Raw genomic sequence first — 23,889 nt, 5'->3', positions numbered from 1 at the left:
CTTTAAAATACAAAACGCCCGATGAAGTACATCGAGCGTTTTAGTTAAAAAGTGTCAACCCATATCAGGACGGGTCACGTTGACATGCTCAGTCGTAACTTGAATTGAGATTACTGCACTTATTTAGCTTTATAGGTTGTAAACAAAGTTTTTTAATAAAAATTGCTGAAAAAATACTCAACAACACTCCAATCCGAGTTCACTTTCTGGTATGTTTCGCATCCCTGTTTGAGGAAGTCAGCATGCATACCTGTCCTTTATGCCAAAATCAGCGCACTCACCATTATTTTGAAGATAAGCGTCGTGAATATCTTCAATGTGAGCAGTGCAGCTTGGTATTCGTAAATCCAGACCAACGTTTGGATGCGGAAAGCGAAAAAGCTCACTATGATTTGCATGAGAACAACCCCGATGATTTGGGTTACCGACGCTTTTTGTCGCGTATTGCTGACCCGATCACAGAGCGAATTTCTCCACAATCAAATGGTATCGACTTTGGTTGTGGTCCTGGCCCAACGCTCTCCTTGATGCTGGAAGAGGCGGGGCACAACATGGCGTTGTACGATCTCTACTACCACCCTGATACGTCGGTTTTAGAAAAAACGTACGACTTCATGACAGCAACAGAGGTGATAGAGCACCTCTACCACCCAGATTTGGTGTGGAAGCAATGGTTGAATTTAGTTAAGCCAGGGGGCTGGATAGGCCTGATGACGAAAATGGTCATCGACGTGGAGGCTTTCAAATCATGGCATTATAAGAACGATCTCACTCACGTAGTGTTCTTTAGTCGTGACACGTTCCAGTTCCTAGCAGAGCGGGATAAGCTCGAACTCGAATTTATTGGTAATGATGTAATTTTACTGAGGAAACCCCAGTAATGAGCCGTAGTAAAAAATCTAGAAAACCGGGTGCCGCTGGTGCACCTGAGTTTGTTGTAACTCGTAACCGTACAGAATCTGATGTGGAAGGCCGCTTACGCAAGCGTGCTAAAAAGCGTAAAGGTCTGAAAACGGGTAACCGTAACTCAGAAGTTAACGAGCAGAAAAAGCAAGCTGCTGCACAAAATCGCGACCCGCGCTTAGGCAGCAAAAAGAAAATACCTCTGATTGTTGAACCTGCGAAGAAAATGACGAAGCAAGAGCGTCGTTTGTCGGCAGAGCAAGAACTAGAGATGCTAGAAAATGACGCGCAATTGAACGTGTTGCTAGACCGTATTGAAGCGGGTGAAAACCTGGGCACAGGTCTACAGAAATTCGTCGATGAGAAACTCGATCGCATTGAGAAGCTAATGGACCAACTAGGTTTGTTGGAACCTGAAGAAGAGGAAGACTTCACTGCACCTGCTGAGAAAAGCACGCGCAACGATGATGACTTGCTGGCAGATTTCGACGACATTAATTTCGACGACTATAAAGGATAATTAAGCTATGAATGTAACCTTATTAGCTATTGCTGGTGTTGTGATTATCATCGCACTCGCTTCTTATGCAGGTTACCTTCTGCTTCAATTGAAAAAGCAAAAGGAATTGCAGCTGAAGCATCAAAAATTGGCGATAGACAAACGTAACGCCAACATTTTTGAGAATGTGCATACCTTGTGTCAGGCGGGCATTCAAGGCCAGTGCGATTTATCTGAAATCAGTATCCGTGTGTATAACATCATGGATTATGTACAAGGTGAAGACCGCGTTGATTTCGATAAAACGTACCCTGCGATTTCTGAGCTTTACCACATCGTGAAAGATATGGCGCGTGGCGAAGAACGCCAACAACTTGCCAAGAAAGAGCGTATGCAACAGAACTTGACGCGTCATAAAGCGGAAAGCCGCCTCACTGATGCGATTATTGAGGAGCTCAAAGTGTTGCAGAAAAACGTCCAGCCACTGAATAATCAAATCAATATTCAGATGATTTAAGCGCGACCCCCAATAGTCTCCTTATGGCTAATGGGGGTATCGTGATCACGCTAGCACTTCTTTAGTTTTATACTTAAAAAGCCAGTCGGCGTTGCCACGCTTGTCATCGTCGTATGGCAAAATAGCGGCTCTGAATATCGGGTGACGGCTTTCGTTGCCCTAGCATTTAACGGAAAGTACCACCATGTCGAATCAACACACTGAATCGAAACAGCAAATCGTCTGGGATCAAGCGGTATTGGATAAGTACAACTATTCCGGGCCTCGTTATACGTCGTACCCAACGGCGCTGGAGTTTCATGAAGCGTTCACCATTTCTGATTATGATATGGCATGCACTCAATACCCAGAACGCCCATTATCGCTGTACGTACACATTCCGTTCTGTCACAAGCTTTGTTACTACTGTGGATGTAATAAAGTCATTACACGCCACTCGCACAAAGCGGATGAATACCTCGACGTGCTTGAACACGAAATTCGTCAACGTGCTGCATTACTTGTTGGTCGCACCGTGACGCAATTGCATTTTGGTGGTGGTACACCGACGTTTCTCTCTGAAAAGCAAATCACGCGTGTGATGAGCCTGCTACGCCAAGAGTTTACTTTTAGTAGCGATGCTGAAATCAGTATCGAGGTTGACCCGCGTGAAATCGAGCTGACCATGCTGGATCATCTGCGTAGTGAAGGCTTCAATCGCTTGAGCATCGGTGTTCAGGACTTCAACAAAGAAGTGCAAAAGCTGGTGAATCGTGAGCAAGATGAAGAGTTCATCGTTGCGATGGTTGCGCGCGCAAAAGAGTTAGGCTTTCGTTCGACGAACCTAGATTTAATTTACGGTTTACCGAAGCAGACCAAAGAATCTTTTGCCAAGACTCTAGAACAAGTGCTAGAGATGCAGCCGGGCCGTCTATCCGTGTTTAACTACGCGCACATGCCACAGCTATTTGCAGCGCAGCGTAAGATTAAAGACGAAGACCTGCCAAAGGCAGAAGAGAAGATGGCGATTCTGCAAGATACCATCGCGACACTGACTGATGCTGGCTACCAATTTATCGGTATGGACCACTTTGCTTTGCCGGACGATGAACTTGCTGCTGCCCAGCGCGAAGGTATTTTGCATCGCAATTTCCAAGGCTACACCACACAAGGTGAATGTGACTTGGTTGGCTTTGGTGTTTCTGCAATCTCGATGATCGGCGATGCGTACGCGCAAAACCAGAAAGAGCTGAAGAAATACTACGCTCAAGTCAACGAACTTCGTCACGCTCTATGGAAAGGGGTCTCTCTGGACTCCGATGATTTGCTCCGTCGTGAAGTGATTAAGCAGCTGATTTGTAACTTCAAGTTAGACAAGAAAGCCATTGAGTCTGAGTTTAAAGTGAAGTTTGATCAGTACTTTAAAGAAGACTTACAGCTACTTCAGGCCTTCATCAACGATGAGCTGGTGGAAGTGGATGACAATGAAATTCGTGTGACGCTGCGAGGTCGTTTGCTGATCCGTAATATTTGTATGAGCTTCGATAAGTACCTGCGAGCAAAGGCACGTCAGCAACAATTCTCTCGTGTTATTTAATCAGAGATACAGATTCAAGATATAAAAAATGCCAGCAGATGCTGGCATTTTTTTATGTTTTCGCTGGATTTAAGCGCGATCTTTTACTTTTTCTCTCAGTTCCGATTTTTCTGCTTCTGAAAGGAACGCAATCTCAAGGCCATTGATTTGCGCTTGGCGAATCTGGTCTTGGCTCAGGCCAGCGGCTGGTGCCGCTACTTCGTATTCGTATGGCAGTTCGATGCCTTCAACCGCTGGATCGTCAGTGTTCAAACACGCAAGAACGCCATGCTCTAGGAACTGCTTGAGAGGGTGGTTTTCTAGCGTTTCTACCGTACTTGTTTGGTAGTTTGACGTCAGGCAAGATTCAATACCAATGCGGTTTTCTGCTAGGTAATCCATCAGTTTTGGATCGTGAATCGCTTTTACGCCGTGACCGATACGAGTTGCGCCCAGCTCATTGATTGCTTGCCACATGCTCTCTGCACCTGCTGCTTCACCAGCATGGACCGTTACCCCAAGGCCAGCATCGCGTACTTGCTTGAAGTGAGACACAAAGCGATCACCCGGTTGGCCTAGCTCGTCACCCGCAAGGTCGACAGCAACGATGTGATCTTTCTGGCTCAGAATGCCGTCCAGTTCTTGTTGACATGCGTCAGTACCAAATGTACGACTCATGATACCGATCAGGTTGGCTTTCACGCCAAAATCGCGCATACCCGCTTGCACACCGTCCACGACGGCTTCAACAACCCCCGCTACTGGTAGTTTGTGTTTCATCGCCATGTAGTAAGGAGAGAAACGCAGCTCTGCGTAATCGATTTGTGCGTTTAGCGCGTCTTCTACGTTTTCGTACGCGACACGACGACACGCATCTAAATCGCCCAGTACAGCAACACCCCAGTCGAGCTTAGAAAGGAAAGCAACAAGAGAGGGTTCCGCTTCGACAATTTGAACGTGAGGAGTGAGAGACTCAATATCGTACGCTGGTAGGGCAATGCCAAACTTTTGGCCTAGCTCAAGAATCGTTTTAGTACGAATGTTACCGTCGAGGTGACGGTGCAAATCAGTAAGAGGAAGGTTCTTCGTTATCATTTTGTCGATCCGGATAGTTATGAACTGGAACAGGGCCCAAACATCATCTGTGACAATACATGGGTAAGATTTGCAGTTAAGTATAAATAACAGTTGGGTAGATTGTCAGTAGAGGATGACTAGGAAATCAACGATTCTCGCTCTTTTCTACTTCATGTTCACCAAATGTGTTGGCCATTCTTCTAGTGGCATAGGGCGGCTGTAGTAGAAGCCTTGCACCTGATTACAGCCTAAAGAGCGCAGTAATTGTGCTTGATTGCTATCCTCGACACCTTCCGCGACGACATTAGTTTTGAGACCTGCTGTGATATTGATGACGGCAGCGACGACTGAACGGTTTAAGTTTTCTTGTGTGAGTTGATTGATGAAGGTGCGATCAATCTTCAAGCAGGTAAACGGCAGAGAGTGGAGGTAACCCAGTGATGAGTAGCCGGTGCCAAAGTCATCTATCGCGATACCAATACCCATTTCACGCAGTTTAGTCATATTTTCTAGTGTGGTCGGTGCGCTATCAATGATACGTGATTCTGTGATCTCTAGTGTGAGGTTACTTGCTGGTAATTTCGTGATATCCAATACGCTTGCCACCGTATCAACAAAACTTGGGCAAGATAGTTGATTAACGGAGATATTCACATGCAGTTGGAAGTCCGACGGCCACTGTTTGCTTTCCATCGCTTGGTAAGTGTCGCGACAAGCTTGTAACAGAATCTGTTGGCCGATGGCTTTGATCATGCCGCTTTCTTCCGCGATTGGGATAAAATCTAATGGTGACACCATACCTGAGTCGCTATGCCAACGCGCAAGTGCTTCGGCGCCACACACTGTGCCACTGACGAGATCCACAATCGGTTGGTAATGAGGAATAAACTCTCGGTTTTCAATGCCAGTTTGGATCTTGGTCAGCATTTGCGTACGAAACTTTGAAGCGCTCGCTAGTTCTGGGCTGTAGTGACAAACACCAGTCAGTGAGTCTTGTTTAGCGTAACTTAATGCGATGCTGGCGTTGCGTAACCATAAAGGCATGGTTTCGTTTGGCTGGGTTTGTACAATACCAAGTGAAATCTTCATCACTACATTCTCGCCTTCCACCATAAATGGGGTGGAAAAGAGTTGCTGTAATCGACGCTCGGTTTGTTTAATTTTGGTTTCAGTGTCGACATTTGAGAGAAACACCGCGAACTCATCACCACCAATCCGAGCCAATAATGCGTTGTCACGAAACTGCTGTTTTAACCTTTCAGCGATGCTGACCAACAGCTGGTCGCCGTTGTGATGACCCACACTGTCGTTGATATCTCTAAATTTGTTGATACCAAGTAAAAATAAACTGCCGTGACAAAGATCAGACTGATTTTCACAGATTTCGACCAAACCCTGACGGCTATATAAGCGTGTTAGAGAGTCATAAACCAACTGTTCACACAATGCTTTGAATGAAGCTCTTAGATTGTTCGCCATTTCATTAAAAGCATGAACCAGTACGGTTGTCTCATACACATAACCAGGCTTTGGCATGCCGCTATCCCAATCCCCATTTGCCAGGTGCTGAGCGGCGGCGGCCGTCGCGTTAATTGGTCTGGTAACTCGGTTGAAAATGATCCAACTGATGGCGATCCCAAATAGGCTTACAATAATGCCAACGAGCCAGCTCTCTTGCTGGCTTTTCGGTAACAGGCCGAGAAGCTCGGACTCCGAAATGGAGGTGCCAATAAACCATGTTAAGCCGTCTTGGTCTCGATACGGGGTTAGCCGACTGAAAATACGTTGGCCATCATGTTCAAATGAAAAAGTATAAGGTTGCTTGGTGTTGTTGAGATCGAAAGACCGGACGCGGCTCGCACTGATTTTGATGATCGGGTCTGCGTTTTCAGCGGCAAGCAAACGCTGCCCTTTATCCGAAAATTTTGTGCCCCATGAGATGACGCTTCCCGGGCCTGAGTGAGCGATTAAACGATGATCTGGGTCCATGATGTAGACCGACGCTTTAGTGTTGTATTTTAACTCGCGCAGGAATTCGTTGAATGTATTGATACGAATGTCTGTCACCAAAACACCAGCAAATTGGTCGTGTTTGTACACCGGCGTCATGGCTGATAGCGTAATATCCTGGCGTTCATCAGCGTTGGTATAAATTTCAGACCAAGTGGCGTTTTGGCTCTCCGCAACGGGCTTATACCATGGGCGAGTGCGAGGATCGTATTGGGAGATAACCGTTCGAATGTTGTTACTCACATGGTTGGTTCCATAAATAACCAGATCACCATCGGTGTGGCGATCTTGCACCATTAAGGTGTAATCGTCGGAAAGTTCGCGGCGAAAGCCTGCAAAGTCGCCGTTTTCTGAACCAAATGCGATTACATCCAACTGCGGTATCGATTGGTAAAGATTTTTGAATGCACTTAGCAGGTAGTTTTGAATGTCTGAGGTATCGTGAGGGCGATAAAGGTTGTGATAGCTGACGTTGTGCGCGAGAGCCATAACCGCAGTAAAAGGCTTACGTAGATAGCTATTGAGGTGGTCGTGGACACTTTCGGTTAACGCGGAAAGTTGCTTGTCACTGATATCCGTGACCACTTCTTCGTAACTTTGTTTTTGGACGTAGACAATGACACCGATCGCCAGTAAGAAGATCATGACAAATGGAATCAGAACAGCAGTACGCAGTGTAATTTGAGTCGTAGCAGTAGACATCGCCTAATCACATAGATGGTGGTGCGCCACAATTGTACTGATGTTTTTATTAATATCGAGTGACAAACGACGCTCGTTGTTAACGCACCACGTAAGTGATTGTCAGTACAATTCTTTTAATTTTCTGGTGAGTGTATTTCGCCCCCAGCCTAATACTTTAGCGGCATCTTGCTTATGACCTTTAGTGTGCTCTAAGGCTGCTTCTAATAAAATGCGTTCAAATTCTGGTAAAGCGTAAGAAAGTAGTTCTTTATCTCCTGCTGCGAGTGAATGCCGTGCCCAATCCGCCAATTGTTCTTGCCAACTACCATGTGCAGAGTCTGAAATGGATTTTTTCTCTTCGAGTAGTTCGCTTGGCAAGTCATTTGGTAACACTTCGCTACCACTGGCCATAACGGTTAACCAACGGCAAATATTCTCTAATTGACGAACGTTGCCAGGCCAATCAAGGCGGTTAAGAATCTCCACGGTCGACGGGTGGAGAGTTTTTGTTTCCACACCAAGCTCATCAGCCGCACGGATAAGAAAATGCTGTGTAAGCTTTTCAATGTCTTGCTTACGCTCACGCAGTGCCGGGATCTGAACGCGAATCACGTTTAAGCGATGAAATAGGTCCTCACGGAAGTCACCTTCGTGCACCAGCTTTTCTAAGTTCTGGTGTGTTGCCGCGACAATTCGTACATCGACACTGATCGGAGAGTGACCGCCCACTCGATAAAACTGCCCGTCAGCTAGAACGCGTAGTAAACGAGTTTGAATGTCTAATGGCATGTCGCCGATTTCGTCTAAAAATAGAGTGCCGCCATTGGCTTGTTCGAATCGTCCTTGACGAACATTGTTTGCTCCCGTAAACGCGCCTTTTTCGTGGCCAAACAGTTCTGATTCAATCAAGTCTTTGGGAATCGCCGCCATATTGAGCGCAATGAAAGGTTTGTTAGCACGTGGACTGTGACGGTGCAGTGCATGAGCAACGAGTTCTTTACCCGTGCCCGATTCACCGTTAATCAAGACTGAAATAGAGGAGCGAGAAAGACGACCAATGGCGCGAAACACCTCTTGCATCGCTGGTGCTTCACCGATAATTTCAGGCGTTTCTGCTGGAATGTCTTCTGGAGAGAGCTGCTCGCGTTTGTTTTCGTGGCTGTGTGCAATGGCTCGTTCAACCAGAGTTAAAGTTTCATCAATATCAAAAGGTTTTGGTAAATATTCAAAAGCACCTTTTTGGTACGCATTCACTGCCGCATCTAAATCTGAATGCGCGGTCATGATAATCACGGGAAGGTCTGGGTAATCGCGCTGTACTTGTTTTAGTAGCTCCAACCCATCAATACCTGGCATGCGAATGTCTGATACTAGAACATCCGGCACTTCGCGTTCGAGCGCCATTAACACGCTTTCTCCATCGGCATAGGTTTCACATTTGATGTTGGCAGAGGAGAGCGTTTTCTCCATTACCCAGCGAATTGAACTGTCGTCATCAACGACCCAAACATATCCTTTACTCATGTAGTAATCCTTGCAGCAAACCGAAAAACTGACGCGACTTGAAGTCCATTAGCGCAATCAGATCGGCAGATAAATAGTAAATGTTGTGTGACCAGGCCAGCTTTCTACGTCTATTTTTCCATTGTGCTGGTCGATCAAATTTTGCGAAATAGATAGCCCTAAGCCAGTTCCTCCCTCGCGGCCACTGACCATGGGATAGAACAGCGTGTCTTGTAGTTCCGGTGGAATACCTGGGCCGTTGTCTGTGATTTCGACACGAGCAGCGAGTTTACAGCGTTTGCCGTGAATATTGGCTTGGTGCACCGTTCTGGTGCGAATGGTTATTTTCCCGTGTTCTTGATGGCTAAGAATTTGTGCGGCGTTGCTGACGATATTAAGCATTGCCTGTTCGATTTGGTCTGTATCCATCAAAATCTCTGGCAAGCTTGGGTCATAATCTCGTTCAATGATGATTGAGCGTTGTGACTCTAATTCAACCAGCTGGCGAACCTTTTCAAGAATTTGGTGCAGATTCTCTTGTGTCTTCTTACCTGGCTTCTGCGGTCCTAGTAATCGATCCACGAGCGCCCTTAAACGGTCTGCTTGCTCAATGATGATGTGTGTATATTCGGTGAGAGAGGGCTCTGGCAGCATTTTTTCTAACAATTGCGCCGCACCGCGTAAGCCGCCAAGCGGATTTTTGATTTCATGTGCAAGCCCTCGGACTAACAGCTTCGCCGCTTGTTGTTGGGCGTGTTGGTTCAGTTCTTGAGAGAGTCGGCGCTGCTGATCAATTTTGCGCATCTCGACCAGAAGCATCAACTGTTTTTGCCAAGTGATAGGGCTAACCGTCACCTCTAGCATTAAAGGGCGGCCATCAACAACGAAAGTGACGTCACTGTCGGTGATGCTTTGGCCACTTTGCAACGGTTGAGTGAGCAGCGCGAGATCCAGCGACGCATGCTGAATCAATTGAGAAAGTGATTGTTCAATAATTCGTTTGGCGCTTTGAGAAAACAGCAATTCGGCAGCCGGATTGGCATAACGGATGGCCAATCCATCATCAAGAATCAGCGTTGCTGTCACCATATTGTTGAGAATGGCACTAGGAAGACTGGTATCCACATTACGTCCTTGTTTTGCTTTAAGATTGTGCGATGCACAATAATGGTGCAATTGAACGTTAAGTATGGCGAATAAATCTTAGAAGAAAAAGTGAAAAGCATCGCTGTGATGTGATTTTTTTCACCAGATATTCTATTTTGCCCCTTTTACGGTCGGCTTAACACTTGCTCTATGTAAATGCACCGTTATAGGGCTAGTAGATGCAATAAGCTTGCCGCTTCTTTTCGCGTGCACAGCAAGTGTGTGAGTGCCTCGGTCAATATTGTTTAACTGCCACACTATATGGCTTTGTGGCGCACCATAAGGTTTTCCATCGAGTAACAATTGCAATTGCTCACCGATACCAAGCTTGCGATTGGTTTCTAATTGAATATTGATGATGCCTCGATTGCTGCGGATGGTCTCGTTGTGCTTGGGAGTCAGCATCGAGAGTTGTAATGGGAGAGGCTTCTCGGTTGTTTTATCTGGCTTGTTTTGTGATGCAGTAGATGGCGTAGTCTGAGGTGCGAGCGATTCAGTACTTTCTACCTCAGGAGCTGGTGCGCTGGCTTCAAGGTTTGGCAGGGCGATCGCTTTTGCTCCTTTGTTTGGCGTATCACTAAAGTGAACCACGCCATTTTCATCTACCCACGTATACGCGACCTGCGCGAAGGCGATAGAGGCGATTAACAATCCGCTGAGTGCACACAGTGATGGAATAAGCTGAACTTTCATTGCTCACCTTCTCTTGTTCGATGATTTCACGTTTCAATGGCTTAGCTCTTTGACCTGTAAGGAAAAATTCTAAGTGTATTTTTATTATCCCCTCATGTTAAACGTCGAAGCTTGACTGGCGAATACAAAAAAGGCCCGCCTGCGAGGCGAGCCTAATATTTTATTGCTGTGTTTACATTTTACACAGTTTCGACCTTACACAGAGTAGTAAAGTTCGAACTCAACAGGGTGAGTTGTCATGTTCACACGCTCTACGTCCTGAGACTTAAGGTCGATGTATGAATCGATGAAGTCGTCAGAGAATACGCCGCCCGCTGTTAAGAACTCACGATCAGCATCTAGCTCTGCTAGCGCGTCTTTTAGTGAGTATGCAACAGTTGGGATTTCTGCTGCTTCTTCAGCTGGAAGATCGTAAAGGTCTTTATCCATCGCTTCGCCTGGGTGGATCTTATTCTTGATACCGTCAAGACCAGCCATAAGCATTGCTGCGAAACATAGGTATGGGTTCGCCGCTGGGTCACCGAAACGAACTTCGATACGACGTGCTTTCGGGCTTGGTACCACTGGGATACGGATTGAAGCAGAGCGGTTACGCGCCGAGTAAGCTAGCATTACTGGTGCTTCGAAGCCTGGTACAAGACGTTTGTACGAGTTGGTTGATGGGTTAGCGAATGCGTTGATTGCACGAGCGTGTTTGATGATACCACCGATGTAGTAAAGCGCCATTTCAGATAGACCGCCGTACTTGTCACCAGCAAATAGGTTTACGCCATCTTTTGCTAGAGACTGGTGAACGTGCATACCGCTGCCGTTGTCGCCAACAAGTGGTTTAGGCATAAACGTCGCTGTTTTACCAAACGCGTGAGCAACGTTGTGTACAACGTACTTGTAGATTTGGATTTCGTCAGCTTTGGTTGTTAGCGTGTTGAAACGAGTTGCGATTTCGTTTTGACCCGCCGTTGCCACTTCGTGGTGGTGCGCTTCAACAACAAGACCCATTTCTTCCATTACTAGACACATAGCAGAACGGATGTCTTGAGATGAATCTACTGGAGCTACTGGGAAGTAACCACCTTTAACGCCTGGACGGTGACCTTTGTTACCTTCTTCGTAGTCAGAACCTGTGTTCCATGCCGCTTCTACGTCGTCGATCTTGAAGAAAGAGCCTGACATGTCCGTCGAGAACTTCACGTCATCAAATAGGAAGAATTCTGGCTCAGGACCGATAAGTACAGTATCTGCAACACCTGTAGAACGCATGAAGTCTTCAGCGCGTTTAGCGATAGAGCGTGGGTCACGGTCATAGCCTTGCATTGTTGCAGGCTCTAAGATGTCACAACGGATATTTAGTGTTGCGTCTTCCGTGAATGGGTCAAGCACAGCAGAAGATGCGTCAGGCATCATTACCATGTCTGATTCGTTGATACCTTTCCAGCCAGCAACTGATGAACCATCGAACATTTTACCTTCTTCGAAGAAGTCTGCGTCGATTTGGTGAGCAGGGATCGAAATGTGCTGCTCTTTACCTTTTGTATCAGTGAAGCGTAGGTCAACAAACTTAACTTCGTTTTCTTGGATCAGCGATAGAACGTTTTCTACTGACATCTTGGATAACCTCCAGTGTTAATAAGCGGTAAAAGCTCGATTTATGAATTATTCATGAAACCTGGCATTGATTAATCAATTTGACTTTTCATTAATCGATGCTGTTTTAACTAAAGCCAAAACCGTGCCAAAAAAAATATTCCATTAATTTCAAGCAATTGTGTTTTTGAATGCTAGTTTGGTGCACTTGCTTGCACCAAAATGATCTTTACTTGCACTATTATGGTGCCAAAAATCATTGTTGCACCATAATGTGACAGGTACATTGCGTATTCAGCCCAGTTTTTGAGCAAGAGTCAATTTGAATTATGCATCGATTAGAATAAAGTTGCGTTTAATCAATTCGTTCTGAGGAAGAAAATGGGCATTAAGCGTAAAAATCGCAGAAATGCTCGGGAGTAGATCACATATTTCTAGGCTTTTTGCTAAAATCTGGTACATTATGGCCGTTTTTTTAATCAGCAAATGTCGCCAGAGAGCACCCGTTCTCAGCGTGGGGGCATTTCATCTATCTAAGTGAATCAATATCCATGGCTACTCCACAGATTGATAAATTAAGAAATATCGCGATCATCGCGCACGTTGACCACGGTAAAACCACGTTGGTTGACAAGCTGCTACAACAATCAGGCACGCTTGAGTCTCGCGGTGAAGCTGAAGAGCGAGTCATGGACTCGAACGACATCGAGAAAGAGCGCGGTATTACCATTCTTGCTAAAAACACAGCAATCGACTGGAACGATTACCGTATCAACATCGTAGATACTCCGGGACACGCGGACTTCGGTGGTGAAGTTGAGCGTATCATGTCGATGGTAGACTCTGTACTACTTATCGTTGACGCTGTTGATGGTCCAATGCCTCAAACGCGTTTCGTAACACAAAAAGCGTTTGCTCACGGTTTAAAACCAATCGTTGTAATCAACAAGATTGACCGCCCTGGTGCACGTCCTGATTGGGTTATGGACCAAGTGTTCGATCTATTCGACAACTTAGGTGCAACTGATGACCAGCTAGACTTTAAAGTAGTTTACGCATCTGCACTTAACGGTTGGGCTTCTCTAGAAGAAGGCGAAACTGGTGAGAACATGGAACCACTATTCCAAACTATCGTTGATGTTGTTGACGCGCCAAATGTTGACCTTGATGGTCCACTACAGATGCAAGTTTCTCAGCTAGACTACAGCTCTTACGTTGGTGTTATCGGCGTGGCTCGCGTAACTCGTGGTAGCGTTAAACCAAACCAGCAGGTAACCATTATTGGTGCTGACGGTAAAACTCGCAACGGTAAAGTGGGTACAGTAATGGGCTACCTTGGCCTAGAGCGTCACGAAGTGGAACAAGCTAACGCGGGTGATATCATCGCAATCACTGGTCTTGGCGAGCTGAAAATTTCTGACACTATCTGTGCACAAAACGCAGTAGAAGCATTACCACCATTGTCTGTTGATGAACCAACAGTAACGATGACGTTCCAAGTAAACACGTCTCCATTCGCGGGTAAAGAAGGTAAGTTCGTAACGTCACGTAACATCCTTGAGCGTCTTGAGAAGGAACTGGTACACAACGTTGCACTACGCGTTGAGCAAACAGACGATCCAGATAAATTCCGCGTATCAGGTCGTGGTGAACTTCACCTTTCTATCCTGATCGAAAACATGCGTCGTGAAGGCTTCGAGCTTGCGGTATCTCGTCCAGAAGTAATCATCAAAGAAGAAGATGGTCAGTTGATGGAACCGTTCGAAACGGTAACTATCGACGTAATGGAAGAGCACCAAGGCGGCATCATGGAGAACATTGGCCTACGTAAAGGTGAGCTGAAAGACATGTCTCCAGACGGTAAAGGTCGTGTGCGTATGGACTTCGTTATGCCATCACGTGGTCTGATCGGTTTCCAAACGGAATTCATGACACTGACTTCAGGTTCAGGTCTTCTTTACCATACGTTTGATCACTACGGCCCTCACAAAGGCGGTAACATCGGTCAACGTGTAAACGGTGTACTAATCGCGAACGCGATGGGTAAAGCGCTAACTAACGCACTGTTCAACCTTCAAGAGCGTGGTCGTCTATTTATCGGTCACGGTGTTGAAGTTTACGAAGGTATGGTTATCGGTATTCACAGCCGTGACAACGACCTAACGGTAAACGCACTGAAAGGTAAGCAGCTAACCAACGTTCGTGCATCAGGTACAGATGACGCACAGGTTCTTACTCCGCCAATCAAGATGACTCTTGAGCAAGCACTAGAATTCATCGATGACGACGAGCTAGTAGAAGTAACGCCTGAAAGCATCCGTATCCGTAAGAAGTTCCTAACGGAAAGCGACCGTAAGCGTGCTTCTCGTGGCGCGAAATAATTTTCGTTAAGCGATTCAATTAAGAAGAAGCCTCGAGTTATGCTCGGGGCTTTTTGTTTTCTGGAGTTGAATATGAACCCGATTATTATCACCGGTGGGCCTGGTGCGGGAAAAACAACACTGCTGAATGCGCTAGACGCGTGTGGTTACGCCACGTTTCCTGAAGGGTCTCGCGACTTGATTGAGCAGCAAAGCCAGTTAGAAAATGGTATTTTGCCGTGGACGAATTTACCTGAGTTTGCCAAGTTATGCCTTGGGTTGATGGACAAACAAAAGAGTGATGCGCGTTGTCATGATGTTGCGTTTGTTGATCGCGCCATCCCCGACATCATTGCATACCTACAAGTGGGCGGCTGTAAGGTTGACCAAGCTTTCTTAACCGAAAGCGCTGGGTACCATAGTCAGGTGTTTACTTGTCGACCTGAAGCATCCATTTACGTACAAGATGAAGTGCGTCCGCACAGCTTTGAAGAAGCATTGGAGATTCATCAGTCGTTAGTGAGTGTCTATACTGAGTTGGGTTATGAAGTGGTAGAAGTGCCATGGGGAACTGTGCCAGAGAGGGTAGGCTTTGTTCGAAGAGTCATCGGTTTACTCGGTAAGGTCGCCGACTAAAACCTCCTCGCTAGGAGGAGGTCTGAATCATTTACTTTTGATTGAGCTTTTGTAGGAATTTATCGGACTCTGCAATCGCTTCGTTCATTTGTTTGATCGCAAACTGAATGTCCTTCTCTAAGCTAGAGAACTCACCTTGCAAAGAACCAATCGCACTGGCGTTAAGGTTGTGTTTTAAGTACAACGTGTTGTCACGCAGCGTGTCCAGTACCGGTGTCATCTTTTTCTCTGCACGCTTCATAGCGCTAAGCATGGTTTTGTACGAGGCTTTGGTTTCACGTAGCTTTTGCTCGCTTGAACGACGCAGTTTCGCACTCGAGTACAGCTCTAGCTCATCTTGCCACTCATCAAACAGTGCGCCGGATACGTCTTCAATCGCAGCAATACGGTCACGTACGTCTTGAGCCGCTTTTTCGCTATCTTCGTATTTGTCATTGATGTTGTTGTAGACATTTTCTAGCTCACCACCATCAAAGTTGGTGATCGCAGATAAGGCTTCAAGTGCACTGGTGAATTCTTCTTGTGCATCTTGTTGAGATTCTTTGGCATCTTCGACGCGGTCGACCATAATATCTCGTTTATGATACCCAACCTGCTCCATTGCTGAGTAATAAGCAGATTGACACCCTGTTAAAGTGAAAATTGATAGTACAATTGCTAATAAATAAGGCATTCTTATGTCCTCGGCGCTAATTATGGGATGAACTATGAACCAGTTATCAGAGAGTTACAAGGCGAGATTAATCAATCTACTGCCAAGTTGCGTCGCGTTTTTTACGTACCTTCTTAAGCGATTAACGCATGACCGTGTGAATGTGAACGCGGGCTATCTTGCCTACATTACCTTGTTGTCTATTGTGCCAATGCTGACGGTATTGTTATCAATATTGTCGAAATTTCCCGTTTTTGCGAACGTTGGTGAGGTGCTGCAAGGCTACATTATTGAGAATTTTGTGCCGGCTTCTGGAGAAGCTGTACATACGGCATTACAGGAATTTGTGGCGAATACGGGCAAAATGAGCGCGGTTGGCGGTGGGTTTTTATTCATCGCAGCGGTCATGCTGATTTCCAACATTGATAAGAACTTAAACTACATTTGGCGAGTTAAAGACAAGCGCCGTTTAGTCTTTTCATTCTCTATGTATTGGATGGTACTCACGTTAGGGCCGATCATGGTCGGTGCGAGTATTGCGGCGACGTCGTACGTGACTTCGCTGCAAATTTTAGAGAATGAGACATTATCTGGTGCGTTTAATTTATTTCTGCGTTGGCTACCGTTGTTGCTGTCCTTTTTTGCTTTTCTTGGCTTGTATATTCTAGTGCCGAATAAAAAAGTACACCTCGCTCATGGTGCCATGGGGGCAGCAGTCGCCGCGATACTGTTCGAGTTGAGTAAAAAAGGCTTTGCACTCTACATCACTCAGTTTCCGTCTTATCAGCTCATCTACGGCGCGTTAGCGGCGATTCCTATCTTATTTGTTTGGGTGTATTTATGCTGGATGATCGTGTTATTGGGGGCGGAAGTTACGGCTGCGCTTGGTGAGCGAGAGCACTGGAGTGAAGATTTAGACATGATACACTCGACCGCTGAATCTCAGTTAACAGATGAAGGAAGCGAGAGTAGTGATAGCGCTAATTCAACGAGTCAGTGAAGCAGCCGTCCGTGTGGATGGTGAAGTCGTAGGAGAAATTGATCGTGGTCTGCTGGTCTTATTGGGCGTAGAGAGGGACGACGATGAAGCTAAAGCAAAGCGTTTAATGGAGCGTGTTACAACCTACCGTGTGTTCGAAGATGACGAAGGCAAGATGAACCTAAACGTTAAACAGGTGGAAGGTAAAGTGCTGGTGGTTTCTCAATTTACGCTGCCTGCGGATACAAAAAAAGGCACGCGAGCTGGCTTTTCTCGCGGTGCGCATCCTGTTGATGCAGAGCGCTTGTATGATTACTTTTCTGACTTGTGTGAAGAAGTCTTACCCACACAGCGTGGCCGCTTCGCTGCCGATATGAAAGTGTCTTTGGTGAATGACGGTCCAGTGACGTTTTGGTTGCAGGTCTAATCTGGTAACACAGGCGCCATAGTCTAAGCTTTAACTCCAAGCTCATGGAATTGGCTTGGAGTAATTTTTCCGACACTGATTAGTGTTGTGCTTTCAAAGGATTGATATGTTCAAACTCATTACTCCCAAAACCGATAATCAGATAAACAAGTATTATCAGTTTCGCTGGCAACTGCTTCGTGAGCCATGGCGTATGCCGATCGGCTCTGAGCGCGATGAATACGACGAAATGAGCCATCACCGCATGATTGTTGATGGTCGAGGTCGTCCTATGGCGATTGGCCGTTTATACATTACGCCAGACAATGATGGCCAGATCCGCTATATGGCGGTTAAAAATAATCGCCGTAGCAAAGGGATGGGTTCGCTGGTTTTGGTTGCACTAGAGTCGTTAGCGCGCCAAGAAGGAGCGAAACGCTTGGTGTGTAATGCCCGTGAAGATGCCATCGCCTTTTATGAAAAAAATGGCTTTGAGCGTCGAGGTGAGCTGACCGATGAGCGTGGCCCTGTGCGCCATCAGCAAATGGTGAAGCAACTGGATCCGATGGCTAATGTGTTACGTCGCCCTGAATGGTGTACTGAGCTTCAACAGCGCTGGGAGCAACAAATCCCAATTAGCGACAAAATGGGGATCAAAATTAACCAGTACACGGGTTACCAGTTTGAATGCTGTGCGCAGCTTAATCCTAACCTTAATCCGCATAACACCATGTTCGCCGGGTCAGCTTTTACCTTAGCAACCCTGACAGGGTGGGGGATGACGTGGCTGCTGCTTAAAGAGCGTGGGCTGCACGGTGATATTGTGTTGGCCGACAGCTCGATTCGTTATCGTCAACCAGTCGAACAAAACCCCGTGGCGAGTACTTCGTTGGATGGGATCAGTGGTGACCTAGACCGATTGGAGTCGGGACGCAAAGCACGCATCGTTATTCACGTAGTGATTTATAGTGGTGACACGCCAGCTGTGGATTTTGTCGGTACCTATATGTTGATACCGAACTACTCGCAGTTACTCAGTTGCTGATGGGGTAAGCGCCGACTGATCTGCTGGGCGCTTATCTGTTTCACCTTCTTGCTCTGTCGGTGAGAGGGTTTGTTCTGCTGCGGAATTCGTGTCGGGTACTTCATCTTCTTCGATAACTTCTTCGTAAAGCTCTTCCTCTTGAGTCTCCAAATGGATGTTATCAATCACGATAGGTTGCTCGATGGAAGGCTCATTTTTCAGTGGAGTCTCAATATCAGTAGGCTCGGCCAGTTTTGATGCGTTCACGCACTCATTACGGTGGGTTTCACCACTTAGTAGATCGCCTTCAATGTTTCCGCACGACTCTTCCAATTGATAAGTAATGCCACTTAGCGGGTTGTTGGCCATATCAAATGTTCCCCAAACCTTACCACTTATGGCTTTTCCTGAGATGGTGACCGGCTTTATGGCAACTTCCCCTCGTTGCGCGCTTAAACGCAGTGGACTTAAGGTAATGGCTTTGAGCGAATGATCCGCTTGGGACTTCAAGCGGGTATCTCGGAGGTTGGCTTCCACTTCACCCGACAAGCTGTAGGCCAGCATGTTGCGATCACCTGACAACCCTTGTAGATCGAGGCTGAGATCGGAAAAACCATCAATAGCCAGTGTGTCGGGTAAAAAATAATCGTGGAAGAGCGATAAGGGAATACCATCAGCATTGACGTTGAGCGCCCAAGGTTGGCTCGGGGTACTCAAATCTATCTGTCCGATGCCTTCTACGTAGCCTTGCTCGAGTGGCGCAAAAAGGCGAGTCAATTGCCAAAAGCCATCTTTGCTTTGCATGGCAAGTGCTGCGTGAGACGTGAGTATTTGGTCATAGCTGGCGTTGACAACGCTGACTTCCAATTCGCCTTGCCAAAGGCCCCAACGTTGAGCCGACTGTTTAATATCAAGCTGTTGTCCTTCGATATTTAAACCGGAAAGTTGCCAATAAGGTTCGTGAGATAGCTGGATAATTTGGCTGCGCTCAATGTCGAGTCGTTCGATTGCAACATGCTCTAACTCGCTGGTGGCGGCGTGCCACCAATTTAGGTTGTCTTCTGGCTGTGTTGCCCACTTGAGGCCTTGAATAGAGGCTTCTTTGAGCTTCCATTGTGTTGGCGTGAACAATCCAGAAACTTGCACTCGACCTTGCTGCCAATCTAAACTGAGCTCGTTGAGCTGGATTACTCCTGGCTCGATAGCGGCACTCAAACGTGGCTCTATTGCGGTTTGCTGCTGGAATCGAACGCTATCCGCCTGCAATGACACTTGAGCTTTTGTCTTCCAGAGAGACAGTGGCAGTGTGGCGTTTTCCACAGAAAGATCCAAGTTCTGCCAGTGCCAGTCGCCCCATTCAATATCGACGTTAAGCAAATCTAAGCTATTAATATGATTAATGTTAAATGGTAGATCGTGCCAAGGTTTTGCAAGCAGTGATTGGCGCTGCGTATTACTCAGTTTCAGCTTGTTGATGGTCACATTTACTAAAGACCAACCTTGAGGATACTGCTCCCCTTGCCCAGATATTTGACTGTGACGCCAGTTAAAAGAGGTGCCATAAAGCGTACTGTCTTGCGGTTTGTAGTCTATATCGACTAAGACTTGATTAAAGGCTTCGCCATTCCAATAGAGTTGGTCAGCTGCAAGTTGAACTTCGCCATATGGTATTAATTGACCATTCCATTGTGGTGATTGAATTTGAAGGTCAATGCCATTGGCAGAGAACTGCTCGTCGGCGTAATCAATATTTTTGAGCGCGATTTGATGGAATAAAACGTTATCTAAAGGTGGGAGCTTTGGTGCACCATACTGCAAGCTCATACCATCAATCAATAAACTATCAACGATCCATTTACCATCGCGATAAACATCGGGATTCATCCATAAATCGACTTGCTCGATGTAAGACGCATCGTCTCCGCTGGTGTTCACGCGTTGTAAAGTTAGGTGATAGGGAAAGCCATAACGCACGCTTTCGGCCCGGAAAGGAAGAGAAAAGGTGTTTGACAGCAAGCGCCAGGTTGCGTCCGCGTAAGATGTTGTTAGCAGCGCAATCGTAGCGGCTGGAATGGCAACTAAGATAACCAGTAACAGAAGTAGAACTCGACGCGCTGTTTTCATCTTTGCTAGAACCTACGTGTGTTATGAAATAAAACTAGATAGGCTTTAGCTTGTATCAATTTTCTGTGGTATTCAATAAAAAGCCCCTCAAAAGAGGGGCTTGAAGCAATTTTTGTAACTTGGCCTACGTAAAGGTGATAAGTTAATGCCAACTTTTCACTGCGTTTACGCGACGTCGCTGTTACTCGATTTAATCAATCTGAGGACCAGCCGCAACCAGGGATTTACCTTCAGCGTTGTCTGTGTATTTATCAAAGTTATTGATAAAGCGCGCTGCTAAATCTTTCGCTTTGCTTTCCCACTGAAGTGGGTCAACGTACGTGTCGCGAGGGTCTAGAATGCTAGGATCCACACCTGGTAGTGAAGTCGGTACTTCAAGATTGAAGATAGGAATGTGCTTAGTTGGTGCATCTTCAATCGAACCATCAAGAATCGCATCAATAATTCCGCGCGTATCTTGAATCGAGATACGTTTGCCAGTGCCGTTCCAACCTGTGTTCACTAGGTAAGCCTCAGCGCCTGCTGCTTCCATGCGTTTAACCAGTACTTCTGCGTATTTAGTTGGGTGAAGCGTTAGGAACGCCGCGCCGAAACAAGCAGAGAAAGTTGGTGTTGGCTCAGTAATACCGCGCTCTGTTCCCGCTAGTTTGGCGGTAAAGCCAGACAGGAAGTGGTACTTAGTTTGCTCAGGTGTCAATTTAGATACTGGAGGCAGTACGCCAAATGCATCGGCTGATAGGAAGATCACTTTATTTGCGTGACCGCCTTTTGATACTGGCTTAACGATATTATCGATATGGTAGATAGGGTAAGAAACACGTGTGTTTTCTGTTTTCGAACCATCATCAAAGTCGATAGAGCCATCGCCACGTACTGTTACGTTTTCTAGCAGTGCATCACGACGAATTGCGTTGTAGATGTCCGGCTCCGCTTCTTTCGAAAGTTTGATGGTTTTTGCGTAACAACCACCTTCGAAGTTGAAGACACCGTCATCATCCCAGCCGTGCTCATCATCACCAATTAGCGCACGTTTAGGATCAGTCGACAGGGTCGTTTTACCCGTACCAGATAGACCGAAGAATACCGCTACATCGCCATCTTTGCCCATGTTAGCGCTACAGTGCATTGATGCGATGTCTTTTAGTGGAAGGAAGTAGTTCATCATCGCGAACATACCTTTCTTCATTTCACCACCGTACCAAGTACCACCGATAAGTTGCATGCGCTCAGTTAGGTTAAATACGGTGAAGTTTTCTGAGTTCAGGCCTTGCTCTTCCCATTTTGGATTAGTGCATTTTGCGCCATTCATTACTACGAAGTCTGGTTCAAATGTCGCTAACTCTTCTTCCGTCGGGCGAATAAACATGTTTTTAACGAAGTGCGCTTGCCATGCGACTTCTGTGATAACACGAATGCTCAAACGTGTATCTGGGTTTGCACCACAGTAACCGTCAACAACAAACAAGCGTTTGTTAGAAAGCTGGTTTGTGACCAGTTCTTTTAGCTCGTCCCACACTTCAGGAGTGATTGGCTTGTTATCATTTTTCACTTGATCAGACGTCCACCACATATGTTCTTCTGTCGTAGCGTCTTTGACGATGTATTTATCTTTTGGTGAGCGACCAGTAAAGATGCCAGTGTCAACGGCAACCGCACCTAGTTCAGTAACCACGCCGCGCTCATAACCGGTTAGGTCTTCACGCGTTTCTTCCTCAAACAACATTTCGTAGCTTGGGTTGCGAATAACCTCTTTTACGTTATGCAGTCCGTGCTTGGTTAGATCAAGTGTTGCAGCCTTAGTATGTTCCATAACGGTCATAGGTGCTCCTTATAAGGATTTTGTAGGGATTTTGTAAGAATGTTTTAATTTTAATCTGCTCACCATGCTAGCAACGGGGCGGGGAGAAAACAGGGAGATAGCTCAAAATTTACCCATGATTTCAATAAGGTTTTAGGTAACCCGTCACATATTGGTGGGAATAGTCTATCGTGCACGCAATCCTTTGCGCTAGGGCAAAATCATTATTAATTGTTTAAAATTAAGCAGTTGTTTTATTACGCTTGAGGCTAGTTATTACGAGGGGTTGATCACAAAAAGGCCAGCATTAAGCTGGCCTTTTGTAGGGTAAATTACGTGCTTGATAAGCTATGTAAATTAATGCAGGGTTTTCTTGTCCGTAGAAGCTTGTGCATACAGTTCAGTGACTTCAGATTCGTCGAACGTATAAGTTGTGCCACAGTAATCACAATGTAAAGAAACTGATCCAACTTCTGCCAAAATGTCATAAATTTCAGCTTTCTCAACGGTGATTATTGCTGCACCGCTACGCTCACGAGAACAGCCACAATGGAACTCGACAGGTTGCGGCTCGTACAGACGTACTTTGTCTTGGTTATATAGTCGATACAATAACTCGTTCGCTTCTAAACCAAACAATTCTTCATCTTTTACTGTGTCAGTGAGCTGCTCTAGATGTTCGAAATCATCTGGAGAGCCAGTGCCGTCAGGGATCACTTGAATCAACATACCTGCTGCGTGTGCTTTGCCTTCATGCTCACCAGTGCGGATCCATAGGCGCGTTTTTAACTGCTCTGAGTTTGCAAAGTAGCCTTCTAGCACTTCTGCTAAAGTGTCACCTTCTAATCCAACGACGCCTTGGTAACGCTCGCCGTTTTTCGGTTCGATGGTGATCACAAGGTAGCCCTTACCCATTAGATCGTGAATGTTTGCGTCATCGGCAATATCGCCTTCCCAGCGAGCTACGCCACGAACACGTTGGTTATGGTCACCGTTGATAACGGCAAGAGACACAGGACCGTCGCCTTGTAGCTGGATGGTGATCGAACCTTCGAACTTAAGAGTGGCAGTTAAAAGAGTAGTTGAAACGAGTAGCTCACCCAGCAGTTTCTCTATTGCTGCCGGATATTCCTTGCTGGAGATAACACGTTGGTACGCTTCATCCAATTGTACCAACTCGCCACGTACTGAAAGATCTTCGAATAGGTAGCGGTTTAAAACATTATTTGCCATGGAGTGCTTTCCTCGTTGGTAATTCCGGCTTTTATTGGTGTTTGAACTTAATGATGTCTCGGCGCTGCTTTTTATCTGGGCGGCGTTCCGGACTTGGGTTGTGGGCATTAAGCTTACGTTGAGTCGCGTGTTCCTCACGTTTCGCGATACTCTCATTGGTTTCGCGATATAAGGTTTGTGCGATGGGAGCGCCTCGGCGTTGATCTGAGATTTGTTCGATGATCACGATTTTTTCTTCGTTGCCTTGACGAAGTCTGACTTCAGCGCCCACTTCAACGATTTTACTCGGCTTGCTTCGTTGGCCATTATAGTGGACTTTACCGCCATCGACCATGTTACGCGCGATGGAGCGGGTTTTGTAAAATCTTGCGGCCCATAGCCATTTATCTAGCCTAACGGCTTCATTTAGGGAACTCATAGAACACTACGCTATCTAATCACTGCCCGAATACGGCAATGAGTGATGGATTATTCACCTACAGATGGAGTCAAGGCGTATTTTTTTC

At 46.2% G+C, this 23,889-nt stretch carries 20 protein-coding genes; 9 read left to right on the top strand and 11 right to left on the bottom strand.

Features of this window, described 5'->3' with window-relative positions; genetic code table 11:
- Positions 1 to 242 precede the first annotated feature (242 nt).
- The 4 genes from R7Q39_RS07610 to hemN all read left to right on the top strand — a co-directional run bounded on the left by R7Q39_RS07610 (position 243) and on the right by hemN (position 3,495).
- Positions 243 to 881, top strand: coding sequence for a class I SAM-dependent methyltransferase (locus R7Q39_RS07610; RefSeq protein ID WP_005379250.1), 639 nt, complete (start codon positions 243 to 245; stop codon positions 879 to 881).
- Positions 881 to 1,423: a Der GTPase-activating protein YihI gene (gene yihI, locus R7Q39_RS07605; RefSeq protein WP_005379252.1), complete on the top strand. Its 543-nt coding sequence runs from the start codon at positions 881 to 883 to the stop codon at positions 1,421 to 1,423. Before R7Q39_RS07610 ends, yihI begins: the two co-directional genes overlap by 1 nt.
- Before the next feature lie 7 nt (positions 1,424 to 1,430).
- Entirely contained in the window at positions 1,431 to 1,919 is a 489-nt protein-coding gene (locus tag R7Q39_RS07600) for a DUF2489 domain-containing protein (protein WP_005379254.1), read from the top strand.
- 184 nt (positions 1,920 to 2,103) lie between these two features.
- On the top strand, positions 2,104 to 3,495 hold the full coding sequence (hemN, locus tag R7Q39_RS07595) for an oxygen-independent coproporphyrinogen III oxidase (RefSeq protein WP_258480671.1): 1,392 nt from the start codon (positions 2,104 to 2,106) through the stop codon (positions 3,493 to 3,495).
- Between the two features lie 69 nt (positions 3,496 to 3,564).
- On the opposite strand, the gene add is transcribed toward hemN, so the two are convergent.
- From add to glnA, 6 genes are all read right to left on the bottom strand, one after another.
- Positions 3,565 to 4,569 carry an adenosine deaminase gene (add, locus tag R7Q39_RS07590; protein ID WP_005382965.1) on the bottom strand — a complete coding sequence of 335 codons (1,005 nt, stop codon included), beginning with the start codon at positions 4,567 to 4,569 and terminating at the stop codon, positions 3,565 to 3,567.
- A 147-nt stretch (positions 4,570 to 4,716) separates the two neighbouring features.
- Positions 4,717 to 7,263, bottom strand: coding sequence for an EAL domain-containing protein (locus R7Q39_RS07585; RefSeq protein WP_318075972.1), 2,547 nt, complete (start codon positions 7,261 to 7,263; stop codon positions 4,717 to 4,719).
- Between the two features lie 102 nt (positions 7,264 to 7,365).
- Positions 7,366 to 8,769 carry a nitrogen regulation protein NR(I) gene (glnG, locus tag R7Q39_RS07580; RefSeq protein ID WP_005379267.1) on the bottom strand — a complete coding sequence of 468 codons (1,404 nt, stop codon included), beginning with the start codon at positions 8,767 to 8,769 and terminating at the stop codon, positions 7,366 to 7,368.
- Positions 8,770 to 8,826: 57 nt separating this feature from the next.
- Positions 8,827 to 9,873: a nitrogen regulation protein NR(II) gene (glnL, locus tag R7Q39_RS07575; protein WP_017821940.1), complete on the bottom strand. Its 1,047-nt coding sequence runs from the start codon at positions 9,871 to 9,873 to the stop codon at positions 8,827 to 8,829.
- 132 nt (positions 9,874 to 10,005) lie between these two features.
- The gene (locus R7Q39_RS07570; RefSeq protein WP_213915139.1) at positions 10,006 to 10,587 is read right to left on the bottom strand and encodes a DUF4124 domain-containing protein; all 582 of its coding nucleotides are present in this window, start codon (positions 10,585 to 10,587) and stop codon (positions 10,006 to 10,008) included.
- Between the two features lie 195 nt (positions 10,588 to 10,782).
- The gene (gene glnA / locus R7Q39_RS07565; RefSeq protein ID WP_005379275.1) at positions 10,783 to 12,192 is read right to left on the bottom strand and encodes a glutamate--ammonia ligase; all 1,410 of its coding nucleotides are present in this window, start codon (positions 12,190 to 12,192) and stop codon (positions 10,783 to 10,785) included.
- A gap of 530 nt (positions 12,193 to 12,722) precedes the next feature.
- Between glnA and typA the strand changes: the two genes are divergently transcribed.
- Positions 12,723 to 14,552 carry a translational GTPase TypA gene (gene typA, locus R7Q39_RS07560; RefSeq protein ID WP_005379276.1) on the top strand — a complete coding sequence of 610 codons (1,830 nt, stop codon included), beginning with the start codon at positions 12,723 to 12,725 and terminating at the stop codon, positions 14,550 to 14,552.
- 72 nt (positions 14,553 to 14,624) lie between these two features.
- Positions 14,625 to 15,167, top strand: coding sequence for an AAA family ATPase (locus R7Q39_RS07555; protein ID WP_065275007.1), 543 nt, complete (start codon positions 14,625 to 14,627; stop codon positions 15,165 to 15,167).
- A 31-nt stretch (positions 15,168 to 15,198) separates the two neighbouring features.
- Here R7Q39_RS07555 and R7Q39_RS07550 read toward each other — a convergent pair whose 3' ends face one another.
- A complete protein-coding gene (locus tag R7Q39_RS07550; RefSeq protein ID WP_005382972.1) occupies positions 15,199 to 15,840 on the bottom strand; it encodes a DUF2959 domain-containing protein in 642 nt (213 codons plus the stop codon).
- A 34-nt stretch (positions 15,841 to 15,874) separates the two neighbouring features.
- Here R7Q39_RS07550 and R7Q39_RS07545 point away from each other — a divergent pair, with 34 nt between their 5' ends.
- From R7Q39_RS07545 to R7Q39_RS07535, 3 genes are all read left to right on the top strand, one after another.
- Positions 15,875 to 16,819: a virulence factor BrkB family protein gene (locus R7Q39_RS07545; protein ID WP_033905908.1), complete on the top strand. Its 945-nt coding sequence runs from the start codon at positions 15,875 to 15,877 to the stop codon at positions 16,817 to 16,819.
- Complete coding sequence (dtd, locus tag R7Q39_RS07540) at positions 16,791 to 17,225, top strand: D-aminoacyl-tRNA deacylase (protein ID WP_267922946.1); 435 nt, start codon at positions 16,791 to 16,793, stop codon at positions 17,223 to 17,225. The genes R7Q39_RS07545 and dtd overlap by 29 nt, the downstream gene beginning before the upstream one ends.
- Before the next feature lie 106 nt (positions 17,226 to 17,331).
- Positions 17,332 to 18,249 carry a bifunctional GNAT family N-acetyltransferase/hotdog fold thioesterase gene (locus R7Q39_RS07535; protein ID WP_005379283.1) on the top strand — a complete coding sequence of 306 codons (918 nt, stop codon included), beginning with the start codon at positions 17,332 to 17,334 and terminating at the stop codon, positions 18,247 to 18,249.
- On the opposite strand, the gene R7Q39_RS07530 is transcribed toward R7Q39_RS07535, so the two are convergent.
- The 4 genes from R7Q39_RS07530 to hslR form a co-directional block, all read right to left on the bottom strand.
- Positions 18,235 to 20,352: an AsmA family protein gene (locus R7Q39_RS07530; protein WP_318075971.1), complete on the bottom strand. Its 2,118-nt coding sequence runs from the start codon at positions 20,350 to 20,352 to the stop codon at positions 18,235 to 18,237. The genes R7Q39_RS07535 and R7Q39_RS07530 overlap by 15 nt on opposite strands.
- A gap of 190 nt (positions 20,353 to 20,542) precedes the next feature.
- Entirely contained in the window at positions 20,543 to 22,171 is a 1,629-nt protein-coding gene (gene pckA / locus R7Q39_RS07525; protein WP_017820689.1) for a phosphoenolpyruvate carboxykinase (ATP), read from the bottom strand.
- Between the two features lie 336 nt (positions 22,172 to 22,507).
- On the bottom strand, positions 22,508 to 23,383 hold the full coding sequence (gene hslO, locus R7Q39_RS07520; RefSeq protein WP_031780788.1) for an Hsp33 family molecular chaperone HslO: 876 nt from the start codon (positions 23,381 to 23,383) through the stop codon (positions 22,508 to 22,510).
- Positions 23,384 to 23,414: 31 nt separating this feature from the next.
- The gene (gene hslR / locus R7Q39_RS07515) at positions 23,415 to 23,801 is read right to left on the bottom strand and encodes a ribosome-associated heat shock protein Hsp15 (RefSeq protein WP_005379292.1); all 387 of its coding nucleotides are present in this window, start codon (positions 23,799 to 23,801) and stop codon (positions 23,415 to 23,417) included.
- Positions 23,802 to 23,889: the final 88 nt, after the last annotated feature.

It is taken from the genome of Vibrio sp. 947, assembly GCF_033339115.1.
In the GTDB taxonomy this organism is placed as follows: Bacteria; Pseudomonadota; Gammaproteobacteria; order Enterobacterales; family Vibrionaceae; genus Vibrio; species Vibrio alginolyticus.
The sequence above is the reverse complement of the archived record's forward strand: the minus strand, read 5'-3'. Positions and strand labels throughout refer to the sequence as shown.

Excerpts from the sequence above, each read along its gene's own strand:
- R7Q39_RS07610 (WP_005379250.1), top strand. The coding sequence starts at position 243 with ATGCATACCTGTCCTTTATGCCAAAATCAGCGCACTCACCATTATTTT.
- yihI (WP_005379252.1), top strand. The coding sequence starts at position 881 with ATGAGCCGTAGTAAAAAATCTAGAAAACCGGGTGCCGCTGGTGCACCT.
- R7Q39_RS07600 (WP_005379254.1), top strand. The coding sequence starts at position 1,431 with ATGAATGTAACCTTATTAGCTATTGCTGGTGTTGTGATTATCATCGCA.
- hemN (WP_258480671.1), top strand. The coding sequence starts at position 2,104 with ATGTCGAATCAACACACTGAATCGAAACAGCAAATCGTCTGGGATCAA.
- add (WP_005382965.1), bottom strand. The coding sequence starts at position 4,569 with ATGATAACGAAGAACCTTCCTCTTACTGATTTGCACCGTCACCTCGAC.
- R7Q39_RS07585 (WP_318075972.1), bottom strand. The coding sequence starts at position 7,263 with ATGTCTACTGCTACGACTCAAATTACACTGCGTACTGCTGTTCTGATT.
- glnG (WP_005379267.1), bottom strand. The coding sequence starts at position 8,769 with ATGAGTAAAGGATATGTTTGGGTCGTTGATGACGACAGTTCAATTCGC.
- R7Q39_RS07570 (WP_213915139.1), bottom strand. The coding sequence starts at position 10,587 with ATGAAAGTTCAGCTTATTCCATCACTGTGTGCACTCAGCGGATTGTTA.
- glnA (WP_005379275.1), bottom strand. The coding sequence starts at position 12,192 with ATGTCAGTAGAAAACGTTCTATCGCTGATCCAAGAAAACGAAGTTAAG.
- typA (WP_005379276.1), top strand. The coding sequence starts at position 12,723 with ATGGCTACTCCACAGATTGATAAATTAAGAAATATCGCGATCATCGCG.
- R7Q39_RS07555 (WP_065275007.1), top strand. The coding sequence starts at position 14,625 with ATGAACCCGATTATTATCACCGGTGGGCCTGGTGCGGGAAAAACAACA.
- R7Q39_RS07550 (WP_005382972.1), bottom strand. The coding sequence starts at position 15,840 with ATGCCTTATTTATTAGCAATTGTACTATCAATTTTCACTTTAACAGGG.
- R7Q39_RS07545 (WP_033905908.1), top strand. The coding sequence starts at position 15,875 with ATGAACCAGTTATCAGAGAGTTACAAGGCGAGATTAATCAATCTACTG.
- R7Q39_RS07535 (WP_005379283.1), top strand. The coding sequence starts at position 17,332 with ATGTTCAAACTCATTACTCCCAAAACCGATAATCAGATAAACAAGTAT.
- R7Q39_RS07530 (WP_318075971.1), bottom strand. The coding sequence starts at position 20,352 with ATGAAAACAGCGCGTCGAGTTCTACTTCTGTTACTGGTTATCTTAGTT.
- pckA (WP_017820689.1), bottom strand. The coding sequence starts at position 22,171 with ATGACCGTTATGGAACATACTAAGGCTGCAACACTTGATCTAACCAAG.
- hslO (WP_031780788.1), bottom strand. The coding sequence starts at position 23,383 with ATGGCAAATAATGTTTTAAACCGCTACCTATTCGAAGATCTTTCAGTA.
- hslR (WP_005379292.1), bottom strand. The coding sequence starts at position 23,801 with ATGAGTTCCCTAAATGAAGCCGTTAGGCTAGATAAATGGCTATGGGCC.